Source organism: Photorhabdus hindustanensis, assembly GCF_002968995.1.
In the GTDB taxonomy this organism is placed as follows: domain Bacteria; phylum Pseudomonadota; class Gammaproteobacteria; order Enterobacterales; family Enterobacteriaceae; genus Photorhabdus; species Photorhabdus akhurstii.
This window is the reverse complement of the sequence record NZ_PUWT01000014.1, coordinates 20,892-39,515: the sequence shown is the minus strand read 5'-3', so window position 1 is coordinate 39,515 and position 18,624 is coordinate 20,892. Positions and strand designations below refer to the sequence as shown.

13 protein-coding genes are annotated in these 18,624 nt (G+C 41.1%); 7 read left to right on the top strand and 6 right to left on the bottom strand.

The annotated features are described in order from the left end of the window. The first annotated feature begins 162 nt into the window (after positions 1 to 162). The 6 genes from C6H66_RS05785 to dld all read left to right on the top strand — a co-directional run bounded on the left by C6H66_RS05785 (position 163) and on the right by dld (position 9,925). Entirely contained in the window at positions 163 to 1,296 is a 1,134-nt protein-coding gene (locus C6H66_RS05785) for an ABC transporter substrate-binding protein (RefSeq protein WP_105395061.1), read from the top strand. Between the two features lie 24 nt (positions 1,297 to 1,320). After that, on the top strand, positions 1,321 to 2,400 hold the full coding sequence (locus C6H66_RS05780) for a FecCD family ABC transporter permease (RefSeq protein WP_105395060.1): 1,080 nt from the start codon (positions 1,321 to 1,323) through the stop codon (positions 2,398 to 2,400). Continuing rightward, positions 2,397 to 3,197, top strand: a complete 801-nt coding sequence (locus C6H66_RS05775; RefSeq protein ID WP_105395059.1) for an ABC transporter ATP-binding protein — start codon at positions 2,397 to 2,399, stop codon at positions 3,195 to 3,197. The genes C6H66_RS05780 and C6H66_RS05775 overlap by 4 nt, the downstream gene beginning before the upstream one ends. Before the next feature lie 874 nt (positions 3,198 to 4,071). Then, the gene (locus C6H66_RS05770) at positions 4,072 to 6,039 is read left to right on the top strand and encodes a ligand-gated channel protein (protein WP_105395058.1); all 1,968 of its coding nucleotides are present in this window, start codon (positions 4,072 to 4,074) and stop codon (positions 6,037 to 6,039) included. 594 nt (positions 6,040 to 6,633) lie between these two features. Further along, positions 6,634 to 8,016 carry an APC family permease gene (locus C6H66_RS05760; protein ID WP_036777273.1) on the top strand — a complete coding sequence of 461 codons (1,383 nt, stop codon included), beginning with the start codon at positions 6,634 to 6,636 and terminating at the stop codon, positions 8,014 to 8,016. Positions 8,017 to 8,209: 193 nt separating this feature from the next. Then, on the top strand, positions 8,210 to 9,925 hold the full coding sequence (gene dld / locus C6H66_RS05755) for a D-lactate dehydrogenase (RefSeq protein WP_105395057.1): 1,716 nt from the start codon (positions 8,210 to 8,212) through the stop codon (positions 9,923 to 9,925). Between the two features lie 140 nt (positions 9,926 to 10,065). Here the strand turns inward: dld and sbcB are convergent, their stop codons facing one another. The 4 genes from sbcB to C6H66_RS05730 all read right to left on the bottom strand — a co-directional run bounded on the left by sbcB (position 10,066) and on the right by C6H66_RS05730 (position 13,407). Next, a complete protein-coding gene (sbcB, locus tag C6H66_RS05750) occupies positions 10,066 to 11,496 on the bottom strand; it encodes an exodeoxyribonuclease I (protein WP_105395056.1) in 1,431 nt (476 codons plus the stop codon). Positions 11,497 to 11,653: 157 nt separating this feature from the next. After that, positions 11,654 to 11,962: a helix-turn-helix domain-containing protein gene (locus tag C6H66_RS05745; RefSeq protein WP_065388691.1), complete on the bottom strand. Its 309-nt coding sequence runs from the start codon at positions 11,960 to 11,962 to the stop codon at positions 11,654 to 11,656. After that, the gene (locus C6H66_RS05740; RefSeq protein WP_105395055.1) at positions 11,952 to 12,281 is read right to left on the bottom strand and encodes a type II toxin-antitoxin system RelE/ParE family toxin; all 330 of its coding nucleotides are present in this window, start codon (positions 12,279 to 12,281) and stop codon (positions 11,952 to 11,954) included. Before C6H66_RS05740 ends, C6H66_RS05745 begins: the two co-directional genes overlap by 11 nt. Before the next feature lie 895 nt (positions 12,282 to 13,176). Next, entirely contained in the window at positions 13,177 to 13,407 is a 231-nt protein-coding gene (locus C6H66_RS05730) for a hypothetical protein (protein WP_046394916.1), read from the bottom strand. Between the two features lie 788 nt (positions 13,408 to 14,195). On the opposite strand from C6H66_RS05730, the gene tmaR reads away from it, so the two are divergent. Beyond that, entirely contained in the window at positions 14,196 to 14,513 is a 318-nt protein-coding gene (gene tmaR, locus C6H66_RS05725; protein ID WP_046396789.1) for a PTS system regulator TmaR, read from the top strand. A gap of 44 nt (positions 14,514 to 14,557) precedes the next feature. Here the strand turns inward: tmaR and C6H66_RS05720 are convergent, their stop codons facing one another. Then, on the bottom strand, positions 14,558 to 15,190 hold the full coding sequence (locus C6H66_RS05720; RefSeq protein WP_105395053.1) for an SDR family oxidoreductase: 633 nt from the start codon (positions 15,188 to 15,190) through the stop codon (positions 14,558 to 14,560). A gap of 184 nt (positions 15,191 to 15,374) precedes the next feature. Continuing rightward, a complete protein-coding gene (gene rne, locus C6H66_RS05715; RefSeq protein ID WP_248000614.1) occupies positions 15,375 to 18,365 on the bottom strand; it encodes a ribonuclease E in 2,991 nt (996 codons plus the stop codon). Between the last annotated feature and the right edge of the window lie 259 nt (positions 18,366 to 18,624).

The following is an 18,624-nucleotide window of genomic DNA, read 5'->3' as shown; positions in this document are numbered from 1 at the left end:
AAAACCCCCATTTTGTGATCAGATGGGTGTTTTTTATTTTTCATAGAGTTAATCATACAATTAATCACGTAATTTACCAAAATTTGTGTAGATCATATTGATAAGTATTCTCATTTGGCCTATTGTTAATGCCATAATTATTAATATCAAAGGGCTAGCAAAATGAAATTTATATCTCGATCTGTAGCAAAGAGTATCAGTGTCGGCCTGTTAGCGGGTTCGGCAGTCATGGCAAGCTTCGCATCATGGGCTGAAACGGTCACCGACATAGTTGGTCGCACCGTTGAAGTTCCTGAGAATGTAAATCGTGTTTTGTTGGGCGAGGGCCGTTTGTTCCACGCTATCGCTTTACTTGAAGGCGATAAACCACTGGCCCGTATCGCAGGTTGGCAAGGTGATTTCCGCAAATTGGACCCACAGTCTTATGCTGTCTATAAAGCTAAATTCCCTGAAATTGACAAGGTTCCTTTGATTGGTAATACCAGTGCTGATAGTGTCAGCTCTGAAAAAGTATTAACGCTCAACCCGGATATCGCTATTTTTGGCTTGTCTGGTCATGGTCCTGGTAAAGACAGCGAATTGGTTGCTCAACTTGAAAAGGCAGGTGTTCCGGTTGTATTTGTCGATTTTCGTACTGAGCCGTTAAAGAATACGCTGCCGAGCATTCGTATGCTAGGTAAAGTACTAAATCGTGAAAAACAAGCGGCGGAATATGCCGATTTTTACGAAAAAAATGTAAAACTGGTGACTGACATCACTAATAAAATCCCGGAAGAGAAAAAACCAACAGTATTTATCGATTTGAGAGCGGGTGCTTTTGAAGACTGCTGTGCAACTGCCGGTGACGGTAATATGGGTAACTTTATCGATTTGGCCGGTGGTAAAAACATTGCTAAAGGTGTTCTGCCAGGCGTACTTGGTAACATGAACCTCGAAAAAATTATTGCAGTTGACCCTTATATTTATATTGCTAGCGGTGCAAAAGCGCCAGACAGTAATGAACCTGGTGTAAAACTGGGAGCGCAATCTACGTCTGAATTAGCAAAAGCCAGTCTGAAACAAATGACTGAACGTAAGGGTATTAGCTCGTTGACTGCGGTCAAAGAGGGCAGAGATTATGCGATTTGGCATAACTACTACAACTCTCCATATAATGTGGTAGCAACTCAAGTATTTGCTAAATGGTTCTATCCTAAGCAATTTGCAGATTTAGATCCGCAAAAGACGCTGAATGAATTACACAGTAAATTCCTGGCGGTTGATCCATCAGGGGTTTATTGGATCAGTGAGAAGTAATCAGTAAACCAGGTAACGGGAATAATGAGCGCCACTACTGAGCCAATGGTGAAACAACAATTAGATGACAGCAGTGTAAAAGTCCATTACCAATATATTTTACGCCGCCGTATTGTGATGATGGTATTCATCGTGCTGATTATTGGTGTGTCATTGGTGTTAGATTTTACGATAGGACCATCAGGTTTATCTTTGTCATCTCTCTGGCAGACTTTAGTATCGCCAGAGAGTGTGGATGCGGGTACACGGGTAATTGTTTGGGATATCCGTTTACCATACGCCCTGATGGCGGTAGTGATTGGCCTGTCTCTTGGGCTGGCTGGCGCGGAAATGCAGACGATCTTAAATAACCCATTAGCCAGTCCCTCTACTTTAGGGGTTGCTCAGGCGGCTGCATTTGGTGCTGCGTTGGCGATTGTATCCGGTATTGGTATTCCTGGCGTGCCTGATCAATGGTTCATCTCTGCGAATGCTTTCATTTTCGCTTTGTTGGCCGCATTGGTGCTGGATACGATTACTCGTTGGACACGCGTTGCTACGTCTGGGGTAGTATTGTTTGGTATCGCGCTGGTCTTTACCTTTGAAGCATTGGTTTCCATGATGCAATTTATCGCAACGGAAGATACCCTTCAGGGGTTAGTACTCTGGACAATGGGTAGTCTTGCCAGAGCAACCTGGATAAAACTGGGTGTTATGTTGTTGGTGTTTACCGCTGTTTTTCCTATTTCAATGATGAATTCCTGGAGACTGACAGCGCTGCGCTTGGGTGAAGATCGTGCAATCAGTTTTGGTATCAATGTTCATCGTCTGCGCTTGGGGACATTATTGCGTATCAGTATTCTTGCTGCTTTAGCCGTTGCATTCGTTGGGCCAATTGCCTTTGTCGGTTTAATTGCGCCACATATTGCCCGTATGATGTTTGGTGAAGATCATCGTTTCTATTTGCCAGCCAGTGCCCTAATTGGTGCATTGGTGCTCTCTATGGCGTCCATTGCCTCGAAGAATCTTATCCCGGGTGTTGTTATTCCGGTTGGGATCGTTACTGCGTTAGTGGGGGTTCCATTCTTCCTTAGCATAATTTTACGTCATAGGGGGAATATATGAGCTCGGGATTAACCATTAGCAATTTTTTTGCGGGTTATCCGAAACATTCGGTTATTGAAAATCTGAATGTTGCTCCGTTGCCGCGTGGGAAAATTACGGTACTGTTGGGGCCAAATGGTAGCGGTAAATCAACACTTCTGCGTTCTTTGGCTGGTTTAAATCGTGCCAGAGGTGAGCTCTGGCTTGATGGTCAAGATTTGATGCAGATGAGTTTTGCCCAGCGATCGGACAATGTGGTTTATTTACCACAAAGCTTACCTGCTGGTGTTCATTTGCACGTACTAGAATCGATTATCGTTGCTCAACGAGCGTCCGGATGGCGTCATTCTGAAACCAGTGAAGAAGAGGTGATGTCGTTATTACGTCAGTTGGGGATTGAACACCTGGCATTATGTTATTTAGATCAATTATCTGGCGGCCAAAAACAGTTGGTCGGATTGGCCCAATCGTTAATCCGTAAGCCAACGTTATTATTGTTAGATGAACCGCTTAGTGCGCTGGATTTAAATTATCAATATCATGTAATGGCGTTGGTGGCGCAAGAAACGTATCGGCGGAATATTATTACTGTGGTCGTTGTACATGACATTAATATCGCATTACGTCATGGCGACCATGTATTAATGTTGCAAAAAGGCCATTTAATTGCAGAAGGAACTCCTGAGCAAGTTATTACGTCAGAGAGTCTGGCACAGGTTTATGGTGTCAAAGGCAGAATTGAACGTTGTTCTCAGGGTATTCCCCAAGTATTAGTTGATGGATTGGTTTCAAAGCTAGCGAGTGAGAGTTCATTTTAACTTGTTATTTAAATTATATTTTTTACAAAATATGGCATAAACTGCGCACAAAAACGGAATATACATAGTTATACGTGGGGGAACGATCTATTTTTCTTATACTACGGTGTGCTAAAAGCGACATTTTTTGTCTGACTGATGCCAAGCTCCACTCTTTACTGCAAAGGATGGTAAATCGAATGATTTAATAAGATAGATTATTATAGCCAATAAAAATAAAATTTTATACTTTATGGTAATAAGATGTCAGTAAACTAATAGAACTACACAGGGATAAATATTTTATTCACGTTATCTTAGCATATGCTGATTATTCATTTTTATTAAATGAACTACTTAGTGAGCTGAATTTCAGTGATCAATATCACGTAATAGTGCTGGTATCACGAGAGACATATTATCGTAATATTATTACCTTGGGTAGTTTGTGATATTAATACGGTTTTGTGACATGGTAAGGAATTAAACACAGTTATCAGAGGGGTATTTTACAGGTATTGATTTCAAAGATAAAGATTGAGGGTTAAATTTAACTTATTGTTTAAATTGTATTTTTAATAAAGCATAGGCGTGGAATACGCACAAAGATCAGAATGTGCATCATCGTACATGGGGAGTGGTTTATTTACCTTATATTACTGTGTGTTTAAAAGCTAACTGTATTTGAAAGCTACAGTTTTTGTCTGGCTAATGCTGGGATTTAATCTTTAACCGCAAAGGATAGTAAATGGAATAAGTTAATAAGATATAAGCAAACTAAAAAAATAATAAAACCACACAGAGGTGAATATTTTATCCTCGTTATTTGAGCACATGTTGATTATCCATTTTTATAGATGAATAAAGTGAAATTATATCTCTTGGAGAATCGAGAATGGGTGTTTTTAATAAAAGAAAAATCGCGTTAGGCGTTATTGCAGCAATCTCATCTAGCTCAGTCTTTGCGGTTGGTAGCAATAATGACACTATTATTGTGACTACAGCGGCAGGCTTTCAACAGAAAATTGAAGATGCGCCAGCGTCTATTTCTGTGGTGAGCCGTGAGCAATTGGAAACTAAGGCTTATCGTGATGTGACTGATGCATTGAAAGATGTACCGGGGGTTGTTGTTACAGGGGGTGGTAGTTACAGTGATATCAGCATTCGTGGTATGACGTCTCAATATACTATGATTCTGATCGATGGTAAGCGTGTTGATACCCGTGGTACTCGTCCAAACAGTGATAATTCGGGTATTGAGCAGGGCTGGTTGCCGCCGTTGGCCGCGATAGAACGTATCGAGGTGGTGCGTGGTCCTATGTCTTCCCTCTATGGCTCTGATGCGATGGGCGGGGTAATTAACGTGATCACCCGTAAAGTTCAGAAAGAGTGGAGAACCAATTTCCGTACCGATACGACATTAACTGAAAGTAAAGATTCAGGTAACAGTTATCAGAGTAGTGTTTATACAGCAGGGCCAGTCGTTGATGGCCTGCTAGGCTTGAAAGTCAATGGCCTATATTCTCACCGCAACGAAGATAAATTTATTGATGGTTTTAGCGAGCAAGAAATGCGTAACGGTTCAGCTACTCTTTCTCTGACACCTGATGATAAGAATACTTTTGATTTTGAAGCGGGTCGTTATGAGCAGAAGCGTAATGCTATTAAAGGAAAATCGTCTCGTTATGACTCGAAAAGTGATTATGATCGTAATAACTACTCTATTACGCATAATGGTATTTATGATTTCGGTACCATGACTTCATATATTCAACATGATGATTCACGTAATCCTGGTCGTGATATGAGGTATCGGGATACTGTGTTTAACAATCAAACCGTCTTTCAGTTATTAGATGATCATACTGTGAGTATAGGGGGACAATATCGTTATGAGAACTTACATGGTGGTGATAATAGACTAGCTTATACTAATGGCTTGGATAAATTGACTCGCTGGAGTTGGGCATTGTTTGCTGAGGATGAATGGCAGATGACCAATGATTTTTCCTTGACTGGTGGTATCCGTATGGATAAAGACGAGAATTTTGGTAGCCATTGGACTCCACGCTTGTATGGAGTATGGCATGTAGATGAACAATGGATAATTAAAGGTGGTGTATCTACTGGTTATCGTTCTCCGGATTTGCGTTATATTTCGGCGGATTGGGGGCAGCAAACAGGTGGCCGAGGTGGCGGAAATGGTATTATTCTCGGTAACCCGAATTTGAAACCAGAGAAAAGTGTCAATGAAGAAATTAGTGTTATCTGGAACAATCGAGATAATTTTAATGTTGGGCTGACTGTATTTAATACTGATTTTAAAGATAAAATTACAGAAGTCACAGCTTGTAGTAGGGGGAGTTCAAAACCTTGCACTGTCGGAACGGACCCGCATAGATATACATTTATCAGTGAACGTATAAACGTACAAAAAGCTAATATTCGTGGTGTAGAAGCGACAATGAACTGGGATATCGTTGAAGACTGGTCATTGGCTGCAAACTACACTTACACCGATTCAGAACAGAAGAGTGGGAAAAACAAAGGAAAACCTTTGAACAAAATGCCTAAACATATGGTGAATGCGACTCTGAACTGGCAAGCCTTACCAGAAATACAAACTTGGACTCGAGTTAACTTCCGTGGCAAAACTTCAGATTATTTAGATCGTGGTGAAAGAATGAGTGAAGGAACACCGTCTTATGCCTTTGTGGATATAGGCGCTGTTTATAATCTGACCAAAGATTTACGCGTGTTGGGCGGTGTGTATAACGTATTTGACAAACGTGTGAACAGTGAGAATTATGGGGCACAACTGGATGGTCGTCGCTATAACATTGGTATCAATTACGACTTTTAATAACGCGTTCTAACTAACAGTGCCATAATCCTCTTTGTTTGTTGCTGACAGAGGGGATTTTTGTTTTTTACTTATACCGGTAAAAACTGAATAGCAATCCGTTTTGTGTTGTGTTAAAACTTAGCTCGTGTCAAAGAAATGTATATGACACCGCTAAACTCCATAGCGCTATCGATGAGTGTGGTAAAAAATAATGAACTTTTAGTGCGGCGAGTATTGCTATTTCAGGTCTTCAAGTGCAGAATTCGCCCACTAGAGAATAACTGATGCGTTTATATGTGTCGGTTATTTTTTTTGCTTTGACTTATTTTTTACTATACCAGAGGCCGGACTCTGAGCCGGATAGATAATTGGCCCACGAGCAACCGCAATGAGGATCGGTTGCCGTAATGAGGAACGCTAATATGGAGCAATTATTCTCTTTCGCACTTGTACCAATCGGTACATGCTGCTGCATTGATGACTACGGAGCATTGCGCTCTGCGTACAATCCAGCCTCTAACTCTCCTGCCTATAGGCAGAAGCGAAGTCTTCCCAGTAACTGTCGATTAAGTAGTGTCATAACACGAATCGGAGTTATGGGAGGTTTCGCTCATGTCGCGTAATACTGTAATCCCACTAGGCACCAACCAGACTGGTGCAAACAATCGTGTTCAACTCAGAAAAACACTGACCTTGGTTCAGGTGGTGATGATGGGCCTTGCTTATCTGCAACCTATGACCATCTTTGATACTTTCGGCATTGTTTCTGGTTTGACTGACGGTCACGTACCGACATCCTACGCTATTGCTTTGATCGCAATTCTGTTTACCGCCTTGAGCTACGGGAAATTGGTAAAACGTTTCCCATCTGCCGGATCTGCATATACTTATGCACAAAAATCCATTAGTCCGCATGTTGGCTTCATGGTGGGTTGGTCATCGCTATTGGACTATATGTTCATGCCGATGATTAATGTCTTGTTAGCGAAAATTTATCTTCAGGCCATTTTTCCTAGCGTAGATCCGTGGATCTTCGTCGTGGGTTTTGCATTACTGATGACAGCTTTTAACCTGCGTGGCATTAACGTTGTTGCTAATCTCAACACGGGTATTGTTATTGTTCAGGTTGCCATTATGGTTGTATTTGTGGGTTTACTGATCCACGGTGTGTACAACGGGGAAGGAGTTGGAACTTTATGGAGTGCGAAACCATTCGTTTCTGAGGATGCCAATTTAATCCCGATGATTACTGGGGCCACGATTTTGTGCTTTTCATTCCTGGGGTTTGATGGCATTAGCTCGTTGTCTGAAGAGACACCGAATGCTGGTAAGGTGATCCCGAAAGCGATTTTCCTGACGGTATTAATCGGTGGTGTCATCTTTATTGCGGTTTCTTATTTCTTACAGCTCTATTTTCCGGATATCTCTCGGTTCAAGAACCCGGATGAATCTCAGCCAGAAATTATGCTGTATGTAGCGGGTACTCTGTTCCAAGCCATTATCTTGGTGTTCTCTTGTGTCACTGTTTTGGCTTCTGGTATGGCGGCTCACGCAGGGGTTTCTCGTCTGCTCTATGTTATGGGGCGTGATGGTGTATTTCCTGAGAAAGTATTTGGCTATGTTCATCCAAAATGGCGGACTCCGGTAATCAACGTGTCGCTGGTAGGCATTATAGGATTATCTGCGATTACCTTTGATCTGGTGACTGCGACAGCTCTGATTAACTTTGGTGCGTTGATAGCGTTTACCTTTGTGAACCTGTCAGTCATTTCTCAATTCTATATCCGTGAACGTCGTAACCGTACATTAAAAGATACAATTAATTTCTTGGTATTACCTGTGATAGGTGCTTGTACTGTTAGTGTACTGTGGATGAATCTGGAACAAAGTTCTATGGAGTTGGGGCTAACTTGGGGAGCAATTGGTCTGATTTACATGGTATTCCTGACCCGTCGCTTCCGTCAGCCGATGCCACAATGTTCTGAAATGGTTTAATATCTAGAAAAGAATAATGGCGCCGAATTTGGCGCCATTATTTTTACTACGCTGCCAATTTACCGTAATAGTGAAGAAAAGGGAACTTAGGAAAAAAAAACAGCGAGGTAGCTTACAGATAAGAAAAATTTCAACGGTAAACGGAGAAAAACAATCTATGCTCTGAGAGGTGATTATTATTAAGGAAGAGACTATGAATGGTACAAAAACCTCTCAAAATCAACAATTCATTACTACCCTGACCAATATTGTCGGTAAATCTCATATCCTGACTGCCCCCCATAAAACTGAACGTTATCGTAAAGGCTTTCGCTCCGGCCAGGGAGACGCTTTAGCTGTCGTATTTCCTGGTTCACTGGTGGAACAGTGGCGTGTGTTTAAGGTCTGTGTTGAAGCAGATAAAATCATCTTAATGCAAGCGGCCAACACGGGGGTAACCGAAGGTTCTACCCCGAATGGCAAGGATTATGATCGTGACATAGTGATCATTAGCACACTGCGCATGAATAAGATTCAGATTTTAAAATCGTGTAATCAGGTAGTTGCGCTACCGGGTAGTACATTATGGCAACTTGAACGTGCGCTCAAGCCACTGGAGCGTGAACCTCATTCAGTTATCGGTTCTTCCTGCATTGGCGCTTCTGTGGTTGGGGGCATCTGCAATAACTCAGGAGGTTCTTTAATTCATCGTGGGCCGGCTTATACCGAAATGGCATTGTATGGACGAGTTAATGAGCGCGGTAAGCCAGAGTTGATTAATCATCTGGGTATCTATTTGGGAGAAACGCCGGAGGAGATCCTCACTTGTCTGGAAGAACAGCGTTATAGTGATCAGGATGTAGAACAGGGGCAGCGTAAAGCATCTGATCATGAATATGCCAAACGAGTGCGTGACGTAGATGCTGATACTCCATCACGTTTCAATTCTGACGAGCGCCGTTTGTTCGAAGCTTCAGGTTGTGCGGGTAAGCTGGTTGTGTTTGCAGTCCGGCTTGATACTTTTCCGGCAGAACCTTTGTCTCAAGTATTTTATATCGGTACCAACCAAACTGGCGTATTGACGGAATTACGTCGCCATATATTAGCAAATTTTCATAATTTACCGGTGGCAGGTGAATATATGCACCGGGATATTTTCGATATTGCGGAAACTTATGGTAAAGATACTTTTATCATGATTGATAAGCTTGGTACTGATAAAATGCCAGCTTATTTTACTTTAAAAGGCAGAATGGACGCTATCTTCAATCGTATCCCATTTTTGCCTGCCAATCTTATCGATCGCATTATGCAGGGGTTAAGTCGTTTACTTCCTTCCCATTTGCCTAAGCGTTTAAAAGAATACCGTAATCGTTTTGAGCACCATTTGATATTAAAGATGTCCGGTGATGGGGTTGAAGAGGCCAGAAGCTGGTTGGAAAAATATTTTAGTAAGGTAGAAGGCGATTTCTTTGCTTGTACACCGGAGGAAGGGGCTAAAGCGTTCTTGCATCGTTTTTCCGCTGGCGGCTCAGCGATCCGTTATCAAGCGGTGCATAGCAACACAGTAGAGAATATCCTGTCACTTGATATCGCTCTGCGCCGTAATGATCGTGAATGGTTTGAACAATTACCCCCAGAGTTTGATGATGTATTGGTTCACAGACTTTATTGTGGACATTTTATGTGCTACGTATTCCATCAGGATTACATTGTGAAAAAGGGGGTAGATGTACAGGCATTGAAGGAAAGAATGATAGAACTGCTTGATAAACGAGGTGCGGAATACCCGGCAGAGCATAATGTGGGGCATGTATATCAAGCTAAACCCCAACTTAAGGCTTTTTATCGGATGACTGATCCTACTAACACTCTCAACCCAGGAATTGGAAAGACATCCAAGCTGAAAAATTGGGGCGAGGGATCTTAATGTCAATATTCTCAGTAGTTACAACGTTATGCTGGTATTAAGAAAGTTCAAATCTGTAAAAGTTGATGACAATCATTCTGTTAGAAAGAAAGGCGAGTATATATGACTCGCCGTTTTATATTTGTTCTCGACCCGTTTAATTATCCAGCCAGTTGCACTGCATACTCCATGAGTGCTTTAAGTTGGCGGCATTTTTCTTCATTACTTTGGTGTTCAATGAAGAGTTGTTCAATGATAAAGAAATATTCATTTAGTTTATCCTGAGTTAAGACATCTTGACGATGACGTAACCAGCGCTGTTGTTCATCGTAAGTTAGAGTAGCGGGATAATTTCTGGCACGGTAGCGGAATAACAGCGTTTTAATACGTGGGTCCTGAAAAGTCAGATCGAGTGCCGGTAAATTCTGAGGCAGAGTCTCACGGATAATATTCATTGCTGCTTTATCGGCACTACTAAAGAAGCCGTCATACAGTCTAGCGTCAACATTATCGGATTCAGGGAAAGGTTCGGTCTCTGCAAACAGCTCTACAACTTTTTCTCTGATTTGTGGATTATTCCGTAGAATAGCCAGATTTTTTTCGCAGTGATTACGATCTAATCCAATACGTTCAGCGTCTTCTGTTCGCAAAGTATTATCCGGGGCGATTATCGGGCACTTATTAATATGAACCAGTTTTATAGGGACTGGTGATTGATCTGGCTGCAATTCGTCATGGCGGGTATATAGACGTTCACGTAACGTATCAGCATCCAATTCCAGTAATGGTGAAATATCTCCAGCTAAATCGCACATAATAACCGCATTTTGGTTTACTGGATGCCAGGCAAGAGGCGCAACCAAGCTGAGGTTGCTGCGAGCAGCGCCAAACATCCCGGAAACATGAACCAGTGGTTTCATTTGAGGGATATCGATGAGGGCGCTAATTTTCTGCTTATTTCTTAACTGAAAGAAATAATTGAACATCTTTGGCTGTACTTCTTTGAGTAATTTTGCCATTGCTATCGTGGCGTAGACATCGGACATAGCATCGTGAGCATGTGAATGTTCAACGCCATTTGCCTTAGTCAGATGTTCTAACTTAAAGCTAGGTAGACCATCTTCATTCTCTGGCCAGACAATACCTTCGGGGCGCAAGGCATAACAGGCACGCAATACATCAAGCAAATCCCAACGGGAATTGCCTTTTTGCCAACTATAAGCGTATGGATCATAAAAATTACGGTAAAAGATATTCCGGCTGACTTCATCATCAAACCGAATATTGTTATAACCGAGGATACAACTGTTCGGTACACTGAATATATTATGAATCTGGCGGGCAAATTCCGCTTCATTGACCCCTTTTTCTAAGGCAATTTGCGGAGTAATGCCGGTAATCATGACAGCTTCTGGTTGTGGAAGATAATCATCAGCGGGTGAACAGTAAATAACTAATGGCTCTTCAATGATATTGAAATCCATATCAGTACGAACACCAGCAAATTGAGCCGGTCTGTCCAAGGCCGGATGTTGACCAAAAGTTTCGTAGTCATGAATGTAGAAAGTGGGTTGTTCGCTGCTATTTTTCACTGTTGTTCAATGTCCAAGGTTGTTAATTATTTTTTATCGCTTTAGTTTGGTTTCAATCAGTTTTAATATCCAAAAAAAGTGGTAATTTATTATTTTAGTGCTAATTCAGGTCTGATAGTGTCTGGTTATTTATACAGGCATCTATCAGGTTACAAAGTCATACTAGACGTATCTGTAATTTTTTACCGACAGCTGCTGCATATTTTTTCAATGTATTATACGAAGGCCCTTGTGTACCAGAAGCTAGTCCACTTTCAAGCCGTGTGATGGCCGTTGCTTTGGTTCCCATGCGTTCAGCTACTTGCGCTTGTGTTAGCCCGGCTTTTTTGCGTGCAGCTAGCAGCTCATCAAGCAATGCAAATTCTTGTTCTAGTTTTTCGTATTCAGCTTTTACAGCCGGATTTGACAGCATTTTTGCAACCATTTCATCGTGTGTCATAGTTGGAGGGGTATATTTACCAGTCATTTTTTACCTCTTTCATTCTGATTTCGGCTTTCCTGCGTTCTTTAAGAGGGGTCTTTTGCGTTTTCTTCACGAAGCTATGCAGCATCACTATACGGTGCCCAATCATTGTGCAATAGAACACGCGAGCAATCCCTTCAGCCCCTTTGAGTCTGAGTTCAAACAACCCATTACCAAACGCTTCTGTGTGTGGTTCTCCGAGGTTGGCGCCATGTTCTCGCATTCTTTCGGAATACCTGATGTAACGGGCTTGAAGTGTGTCAGGGAGAGCAAGGATATCGTTCTCCACCTCGGTGCTATAGTAATCAATAGTATATTTCATGAGCCAAAAATAACAAATTTGTTATGTTTTTGCAATGCTTTGCTAATGTGAAGCAGGTATATGTGACTGTTCCTTGTCCTATTGAATTGTATCCTAAAAGTTGGATGCCAGATTACTGACTTAAGGGGGCTGTTCTATGAAGAAAAATATCTCGTTGCCTCTAGGATTCAGGTTGCTGAGTATTTCCTGTCAGGTACTCTTGGCGCTAAACTGATTGCAAAACATTTTGGTATTTATCATAGTACTATTGTGTACATATTTTCTTACTTTTTGCTCCATGATCGGAAATTGGTTATTAACATTTTGAGTACTTGGAATAAGAAATTGTGTGTTTTAAGACCATTTACCCTTGACAATATTGACCTGCCAACCGCAGCATGCATCGAAGTATTGAAAAAATAAACGAGGTGAATATGTCAAATTTAATTTATTTAATGAAATATTTGAAGAGTTCTCTGTAGGGCTAGATCAATGAAGATAGTAAGTATATTGATGAAAATCGTGATGCACATAACTCAAGGGGTAATTGGTGGGGTGAGTGTATTTTCAGTTATTGGATTAGTTTATTTTACCTTAATGTCAACATTAGAAAACCGATATCAGTATGCGATAGTTTCAGGTATATGCTTGGCGCTTTCTGCATTTTTTTACTATATAACGGAAAAAATAAAAGAAAAATGTATATTACTCCAATAGGTTACAATTAGTAAGCGTGAAAATTATTCTTTACCAGGGTGAATTAGACTAATAAATACATTTTTCAGCAGGGGTTTTTTATTATCAATGGTATTATCACAGGAAATCTATAAATGCCTTTTATTAGTTTGCTGATGAATTGTTTAGGCAATTTCACCAGCAAACAGGGTATATAATAATTAGAATATATTTATCTTTATTAAGGATAATTAATTTCTTGAAAATGTTCATTGATAGATTCAATATATTGTTCACTTAAACCAGTTTCATATTGGATTCTTTCAAGTAAATTTATTCTATTGACACTATAAAATGGTTTAATATGAATCCCATTTTTTGGGTGGGTTATTTTTATAATTGGAATTCTTGTCCTGCGTGCATGGCCAAAAGAGATTTCGTAACCATTCAAATCAAAAGGAATTTTTTTCATCACTTAACCTAATCATAGTTATATTTTTCGTCAATTTTAATTATGTTTCAGCAATAAGGGATTTTTTATTCTGTTATTAAGATGAATGTCACAAATATAGTGATTTTTTTAAGGGATTTAAATAATAAACTAATAAACTAATAAACTAATAAACTAATAAACTAATAAACTAATAAACTAATAAACTAATAAACTAATAAACTAATAAACTAATAAACTAATAAACTAAAGGTTTTTCCTATTTGGTATAAATTCTCTCTAAAATAATTCCCTGAAAATCCTATTTTACAAGTAATTGAAAAATAAAAGTGTGAAGACAGTTTAAGATATATAGAATATTGGTGGAATACTGATGTTTTGTTCAAGTTTTTTATCGTGTTTTATATAATTCATTGTCTTTATTTGGTTTGTTTATTGATGTCTAATTTAATGATTTAATTTCTAAATGGAATTAACTTTATAGTTTTTTATTTATTCTGTATGAGATAGTGGTGACTAATGATCACGTACTTGAAATCTGAAAAAATTGTAGAGTAAGAGATGGAAGATGAACGATAGGGAAAAACTGTGCTTCTGTCAGTGGAGGATTGGCGATTTATTATTCGTTCACATTGGCCGATTGTTTTCGATTGAGTCAATATGTTGAACCTTTAGCAAGAAGTTAACAGATCTATGTAATTAATGAGAATCAATAAATAACGGAAACTAACTTGTCTATTAATGATTTTGGTCTTATTGTGTAGTTAAATTGGATAATCTGTACGTTTGAGTAAAAGAAAGGTATGAAAATGGACAATGCAAATAAACCGTCATTCCACAATGTGCTGGAGTTTGTACGTATGTTTCGTCGTAAGAATAAGTTGCAGCGTGAAATCGCAGACAATGAAAAGAAAATACGTGATAACCAGAAACGAGTTTTATTGCTTGACAACTTGAGTGAATACATCAAGCCCGGTATGTCAATTGAAGATATTCAGAGCATCATTATGAATATGAGAAGTGATTATGAAGACCGCATAGATGATCACATAATTAAAAATGCGGATCTTTCTAAAGAGCGTCGTGAATTGTCTAAGAAGCTTAAAGCAATGGGTGAACTCAAATAGTATCGTTAGATAACCACGCATTGATGCGTGGTTATTCTTACCGACTATGCAACTGCCCAATCAGGTTCAAGCTCTGGATCAACTAAGGTATAAATCTGCTGATATGAGGTTTCTTCTTCTGCCATAATTGCAAGTTGATGTGCGACATCTTGGCGACTAATTGCACCATGAATTTCATGTTGATATCTTTGGCAATGGCCTGTTCCCGGTTTATCTGTTAATCCGCCTGGGCGAATAATTGTGTAATTCAAGGAACTTGTCTGGAGGTAGCTTTCTGCCATTGATTTACGCCTGACAGATTGACCAAACAGTGACTTAGCTCTAGGTGACAAAGTTTTCCAGCTTTCGCCACAGCCTATTGAGGTAACGAGTAACATACGTGTTATTCCAGTTTTCTCAATAGTATCAATAATAGTCATATTGCCAAAGAGATCTGAATCAATTCCACCAATAGTAGAAAAGACGATCGCCTCTGAACTTACATGTTGTACTGCTTTTTCAACATCTTCCGCGTTACAGGCATCACCCTGTATCACTTTGACACCTAAAGCACTTAGCTCAGTAGCCTGCTGAGAATTGCGGATAAGAGCAATTACGGGACGTTTTTGTTGCAGCGCGATAGTCACGAGATGACGTCCAACGCCACTACCTGCACCAAAAATAAGCCACGGTTTCATAGATTATTCTCCTGGTTAAATAAGAAATCGAATGGTAATTAATTGAACAGAATAACTGTGACAACCGTTTAAACTAACCCTTATGTAGATAGAATAAAATTAATGGTAACTATTTTTGTGGGGTTAGTGGCAAAAAAAATGGCTCCCCAAAAAGAGCCATTCTGCTAACATTAAATAATGTTATTTATTCGAAAGACTGCGGTTTAGCCATTGGTGAAGTGGCCGCATTAGTGGCTGAATGGCCCCCAGCTCCTCCTTTCCCGTCAAAATGAGAAAAAGGTCGTTGCCATTCGTTAATAACAATGGATTTTTCAATCATCTTAGGGGCTGGAGCTTTTGTCATCGGCGCATAAGCATGATGAACTTTTGCTATAACGGCAACAGGCTGTTTAACCATTTCATCCTCACTCTCTTTGACAGTCATCACTGCTGCAATTTCTTTAGAAACAACAATGTTTTCTTCTGTTTCAGGTTGCTGTTCAAATTCACGGGCAATCGGCGTTATTGCAACAAATTCAATAAATGACGGCACTTCCCGCACTGATTCAGTTTGCTGTAGAACAATGTCATTTTGTTCTGTAATGTCTGTTTCAGGTTTGCACCCGCCCTGGCGAGCTTCCAGCGTCTCCGCTACCTTAGGCGATTCAGTGATGGTTTGTTCAGATTCTGCAACGAGGGTGATTGCAGATACTGCTTCTGCTGCTATTGCTGGCAATACCTCATTTTGCTGTTCTTGCTGTTCGATCATGGCAATTTCCTCAGGAATCTCTATGGAAATCGGAACTACCGGATAGCGAACCCAAACTTTACCGGAAGCCATTTCTGGTGATGCAACAGCCATAGATAATGGCGCCGGTGATTGAAGTAGATTTCTTTCATCACGGTAACGGCGGCGGCGCTGACCACTAACGCGCAAATGACGAGGTGAGCGACGAGAGCGGCGTGGCATAACATTATCTTGTTGCTCTTTATTTTCAGCCAGTTGTTGTGGCTGAACTGTTTCTACAGGTATTTCAACCGGTGCTGGTAATTGCTCTTCTGTAACAACAGGAACCGGCAGTGAAGCGGCAGTTGTAACTTCTTTCACTTCATCTATGATGCGGATTTTTTGTTCAAGCTGACGACGTTGGCGACGTGGTGCAACTGGCAGACGCTCTTCAACCTCATTTTCAACGACTTCTGGCTTCTGGGTTTCAAGTTGCTGCTGGCGTTTTTCTTCCTGACGACGGCGTTGACGTTCGGCACGTTGCTCGCGACGTTGCTGCTGTTGAGCTTCACGAGCAACCGTATCTATCGTCACGTTGTTATCTTGAGCGCCATTTTTTTGTTGAGTATTACGATTTTTTCGTTGCTCGTCACGATCACGGTTATTACGTTGCTCATCACGCAGATTATTATCATCACGATCTTTACGTGAATTTTGACGACGTTGGTTACGTCGTTCAGAAGAGCGACGGCTATCATGACCGGATAATTTATTCTCTTTTTTCTGGGCCGATTTTTCTTCTTCTGTGCTGAATATTTTTTTCAAAGCAGTCAAGAAGCGGCTAAAGAGACTAGGTTGTTCCGTGATAGTCTGAGCAGGGCGATTAGGCTTTTTCTCTTTTGCTTTATGTGATGATTGCTGTGCTGGCGTATCGGCTGGTAAAGCAAAGGCAGAAATAGCGGGCTGTTCAGGACGCTTACGTTCAGGTTGGACATCTTCTTGGAGATTTGTCGTTCCAGTTTCATGAAATTGAGGAAGCAGATAACTCAGTGTAGAAATTTCCTCACCCTTACGCACGCGTAGGACAGAGAAGTGGGGAGTCTGCATTTGATCGTTAGGCACGATCACCACGCCAACGTCTCCTTGACGGCGCTCAATTGCACTGACTGCCTGGCGTTTTTCATTTAGTAGATATGAGGCGATTTGTACTGGAACAATAGCATGTACTTGATGCGTGTTCTCTTTCAGTGCCTCTTCTTCAATCAGACGTAAAATGGATAGCGACAGGGATTCGTTATCACGAATAGTCCCTGTGCCGCTACAGCGCGGGCAAACGTGGTGGCTGGATTCACCTAGCGATGGACTCAGGCGCTGACGGGACATTTCCAGTAGGCCAAAACGGGAAATACGACCAATTTGAATACGAGCACGATCCTGACGAACAGCATCACGTAGGCGGTTTTCCACTTCACGTTGATGGCGTACGGGTGTCATATCGATAAAATCGATAACAATCAAACCACCAAGGTCACGCAGGCGTAACTGACGGGCAATTTCATCCGCTGCTTCAAGATTGGTATTAAAAGCGGTCTCTTCGATATCCCCTCCGCGTGTTGCACGGGAGGAGTTAATATCGATCGCGGTTAATGCTTCTGTGGTATCGATAACCACAGCACCGCCTGACGGCAGGCGAACTTCACGCTGAAATGCAGATTCAATCTGCGATTCAATCTGATAATGACTGAACAGGGGAACTTCACCACTATATAGCTTGATTTTACTGGTGAAATCCGGGCGGCCAAGTGCAGTGATATGCTGCCGTGCCAGATCGAGAACCTTGGGATTGTCGATTAAAATCTCACCGATATCTGGGCGTAAATAGTCGCGGAAAGCACGGACGATAACATTGCTTTCTTGGTGGATTAAGAATGGCGCAGAGCGGTTTTCAGCGGCTTTTTTGATCGCCTCCCAGTGTTTAAGGCGGAATGATAAATCCCACTGTAATGCTTCTGCGGATTTACCGACGCCCGCGGTGCGGACGATTAGCCCCATTCCTTCCGGCACTTCTAGCGATGCCAAAGCTTCTTTCAGTTCTGTGCGGTCATCTCCTTCGATACGGCGGGAAATACCGCCAGCGCGAGGATTATTAGGCATTAATACCAGATAACTGCCCGCCAGGCTGATAAAAGTAGTTAAAGCAGCCCCTTTATTACCACGTTCTTCTTTATCGACTTGAACGATAACTTCCTGGCCTTCCCTGAGAACATCTTTGATATTAGGGCGACCATGAGGATGGTAGTTATTGGGGAAGTATTCGCGGGCTATTTCTTTAATAGGAAGGAAACCATGCCGTTCAGCACCATAGTCAACAAAAGCGGCTTCCAAACTAGGTTCAATTCGGGTGATTTTACCTTTGTAGATATTTGCTTTTTTTTTGCTCGTGTCCTGGGCTTTCGATATCCAAATCATAAAGACGTTGCCCGTCAACCAGAGCAACACGCAACTCTTCTTGCTGAGTTGCGTTGATTAGCATTCTTTTCATTGTAACTTACTCATTATTTTTTACATTAGTTATAGAGCCACGGGCAAATATAGATGAGCGACTGGTAACCGATGGTCTCGTGTCTTTTACAAATCCGCCAACCTCCCGGTTGTCGTTTGTATAGAGACGCATATTTTCGGCAGGTCTGAATTTTCACTTAGAAAACAGTACCCTTTTCTAGGAATA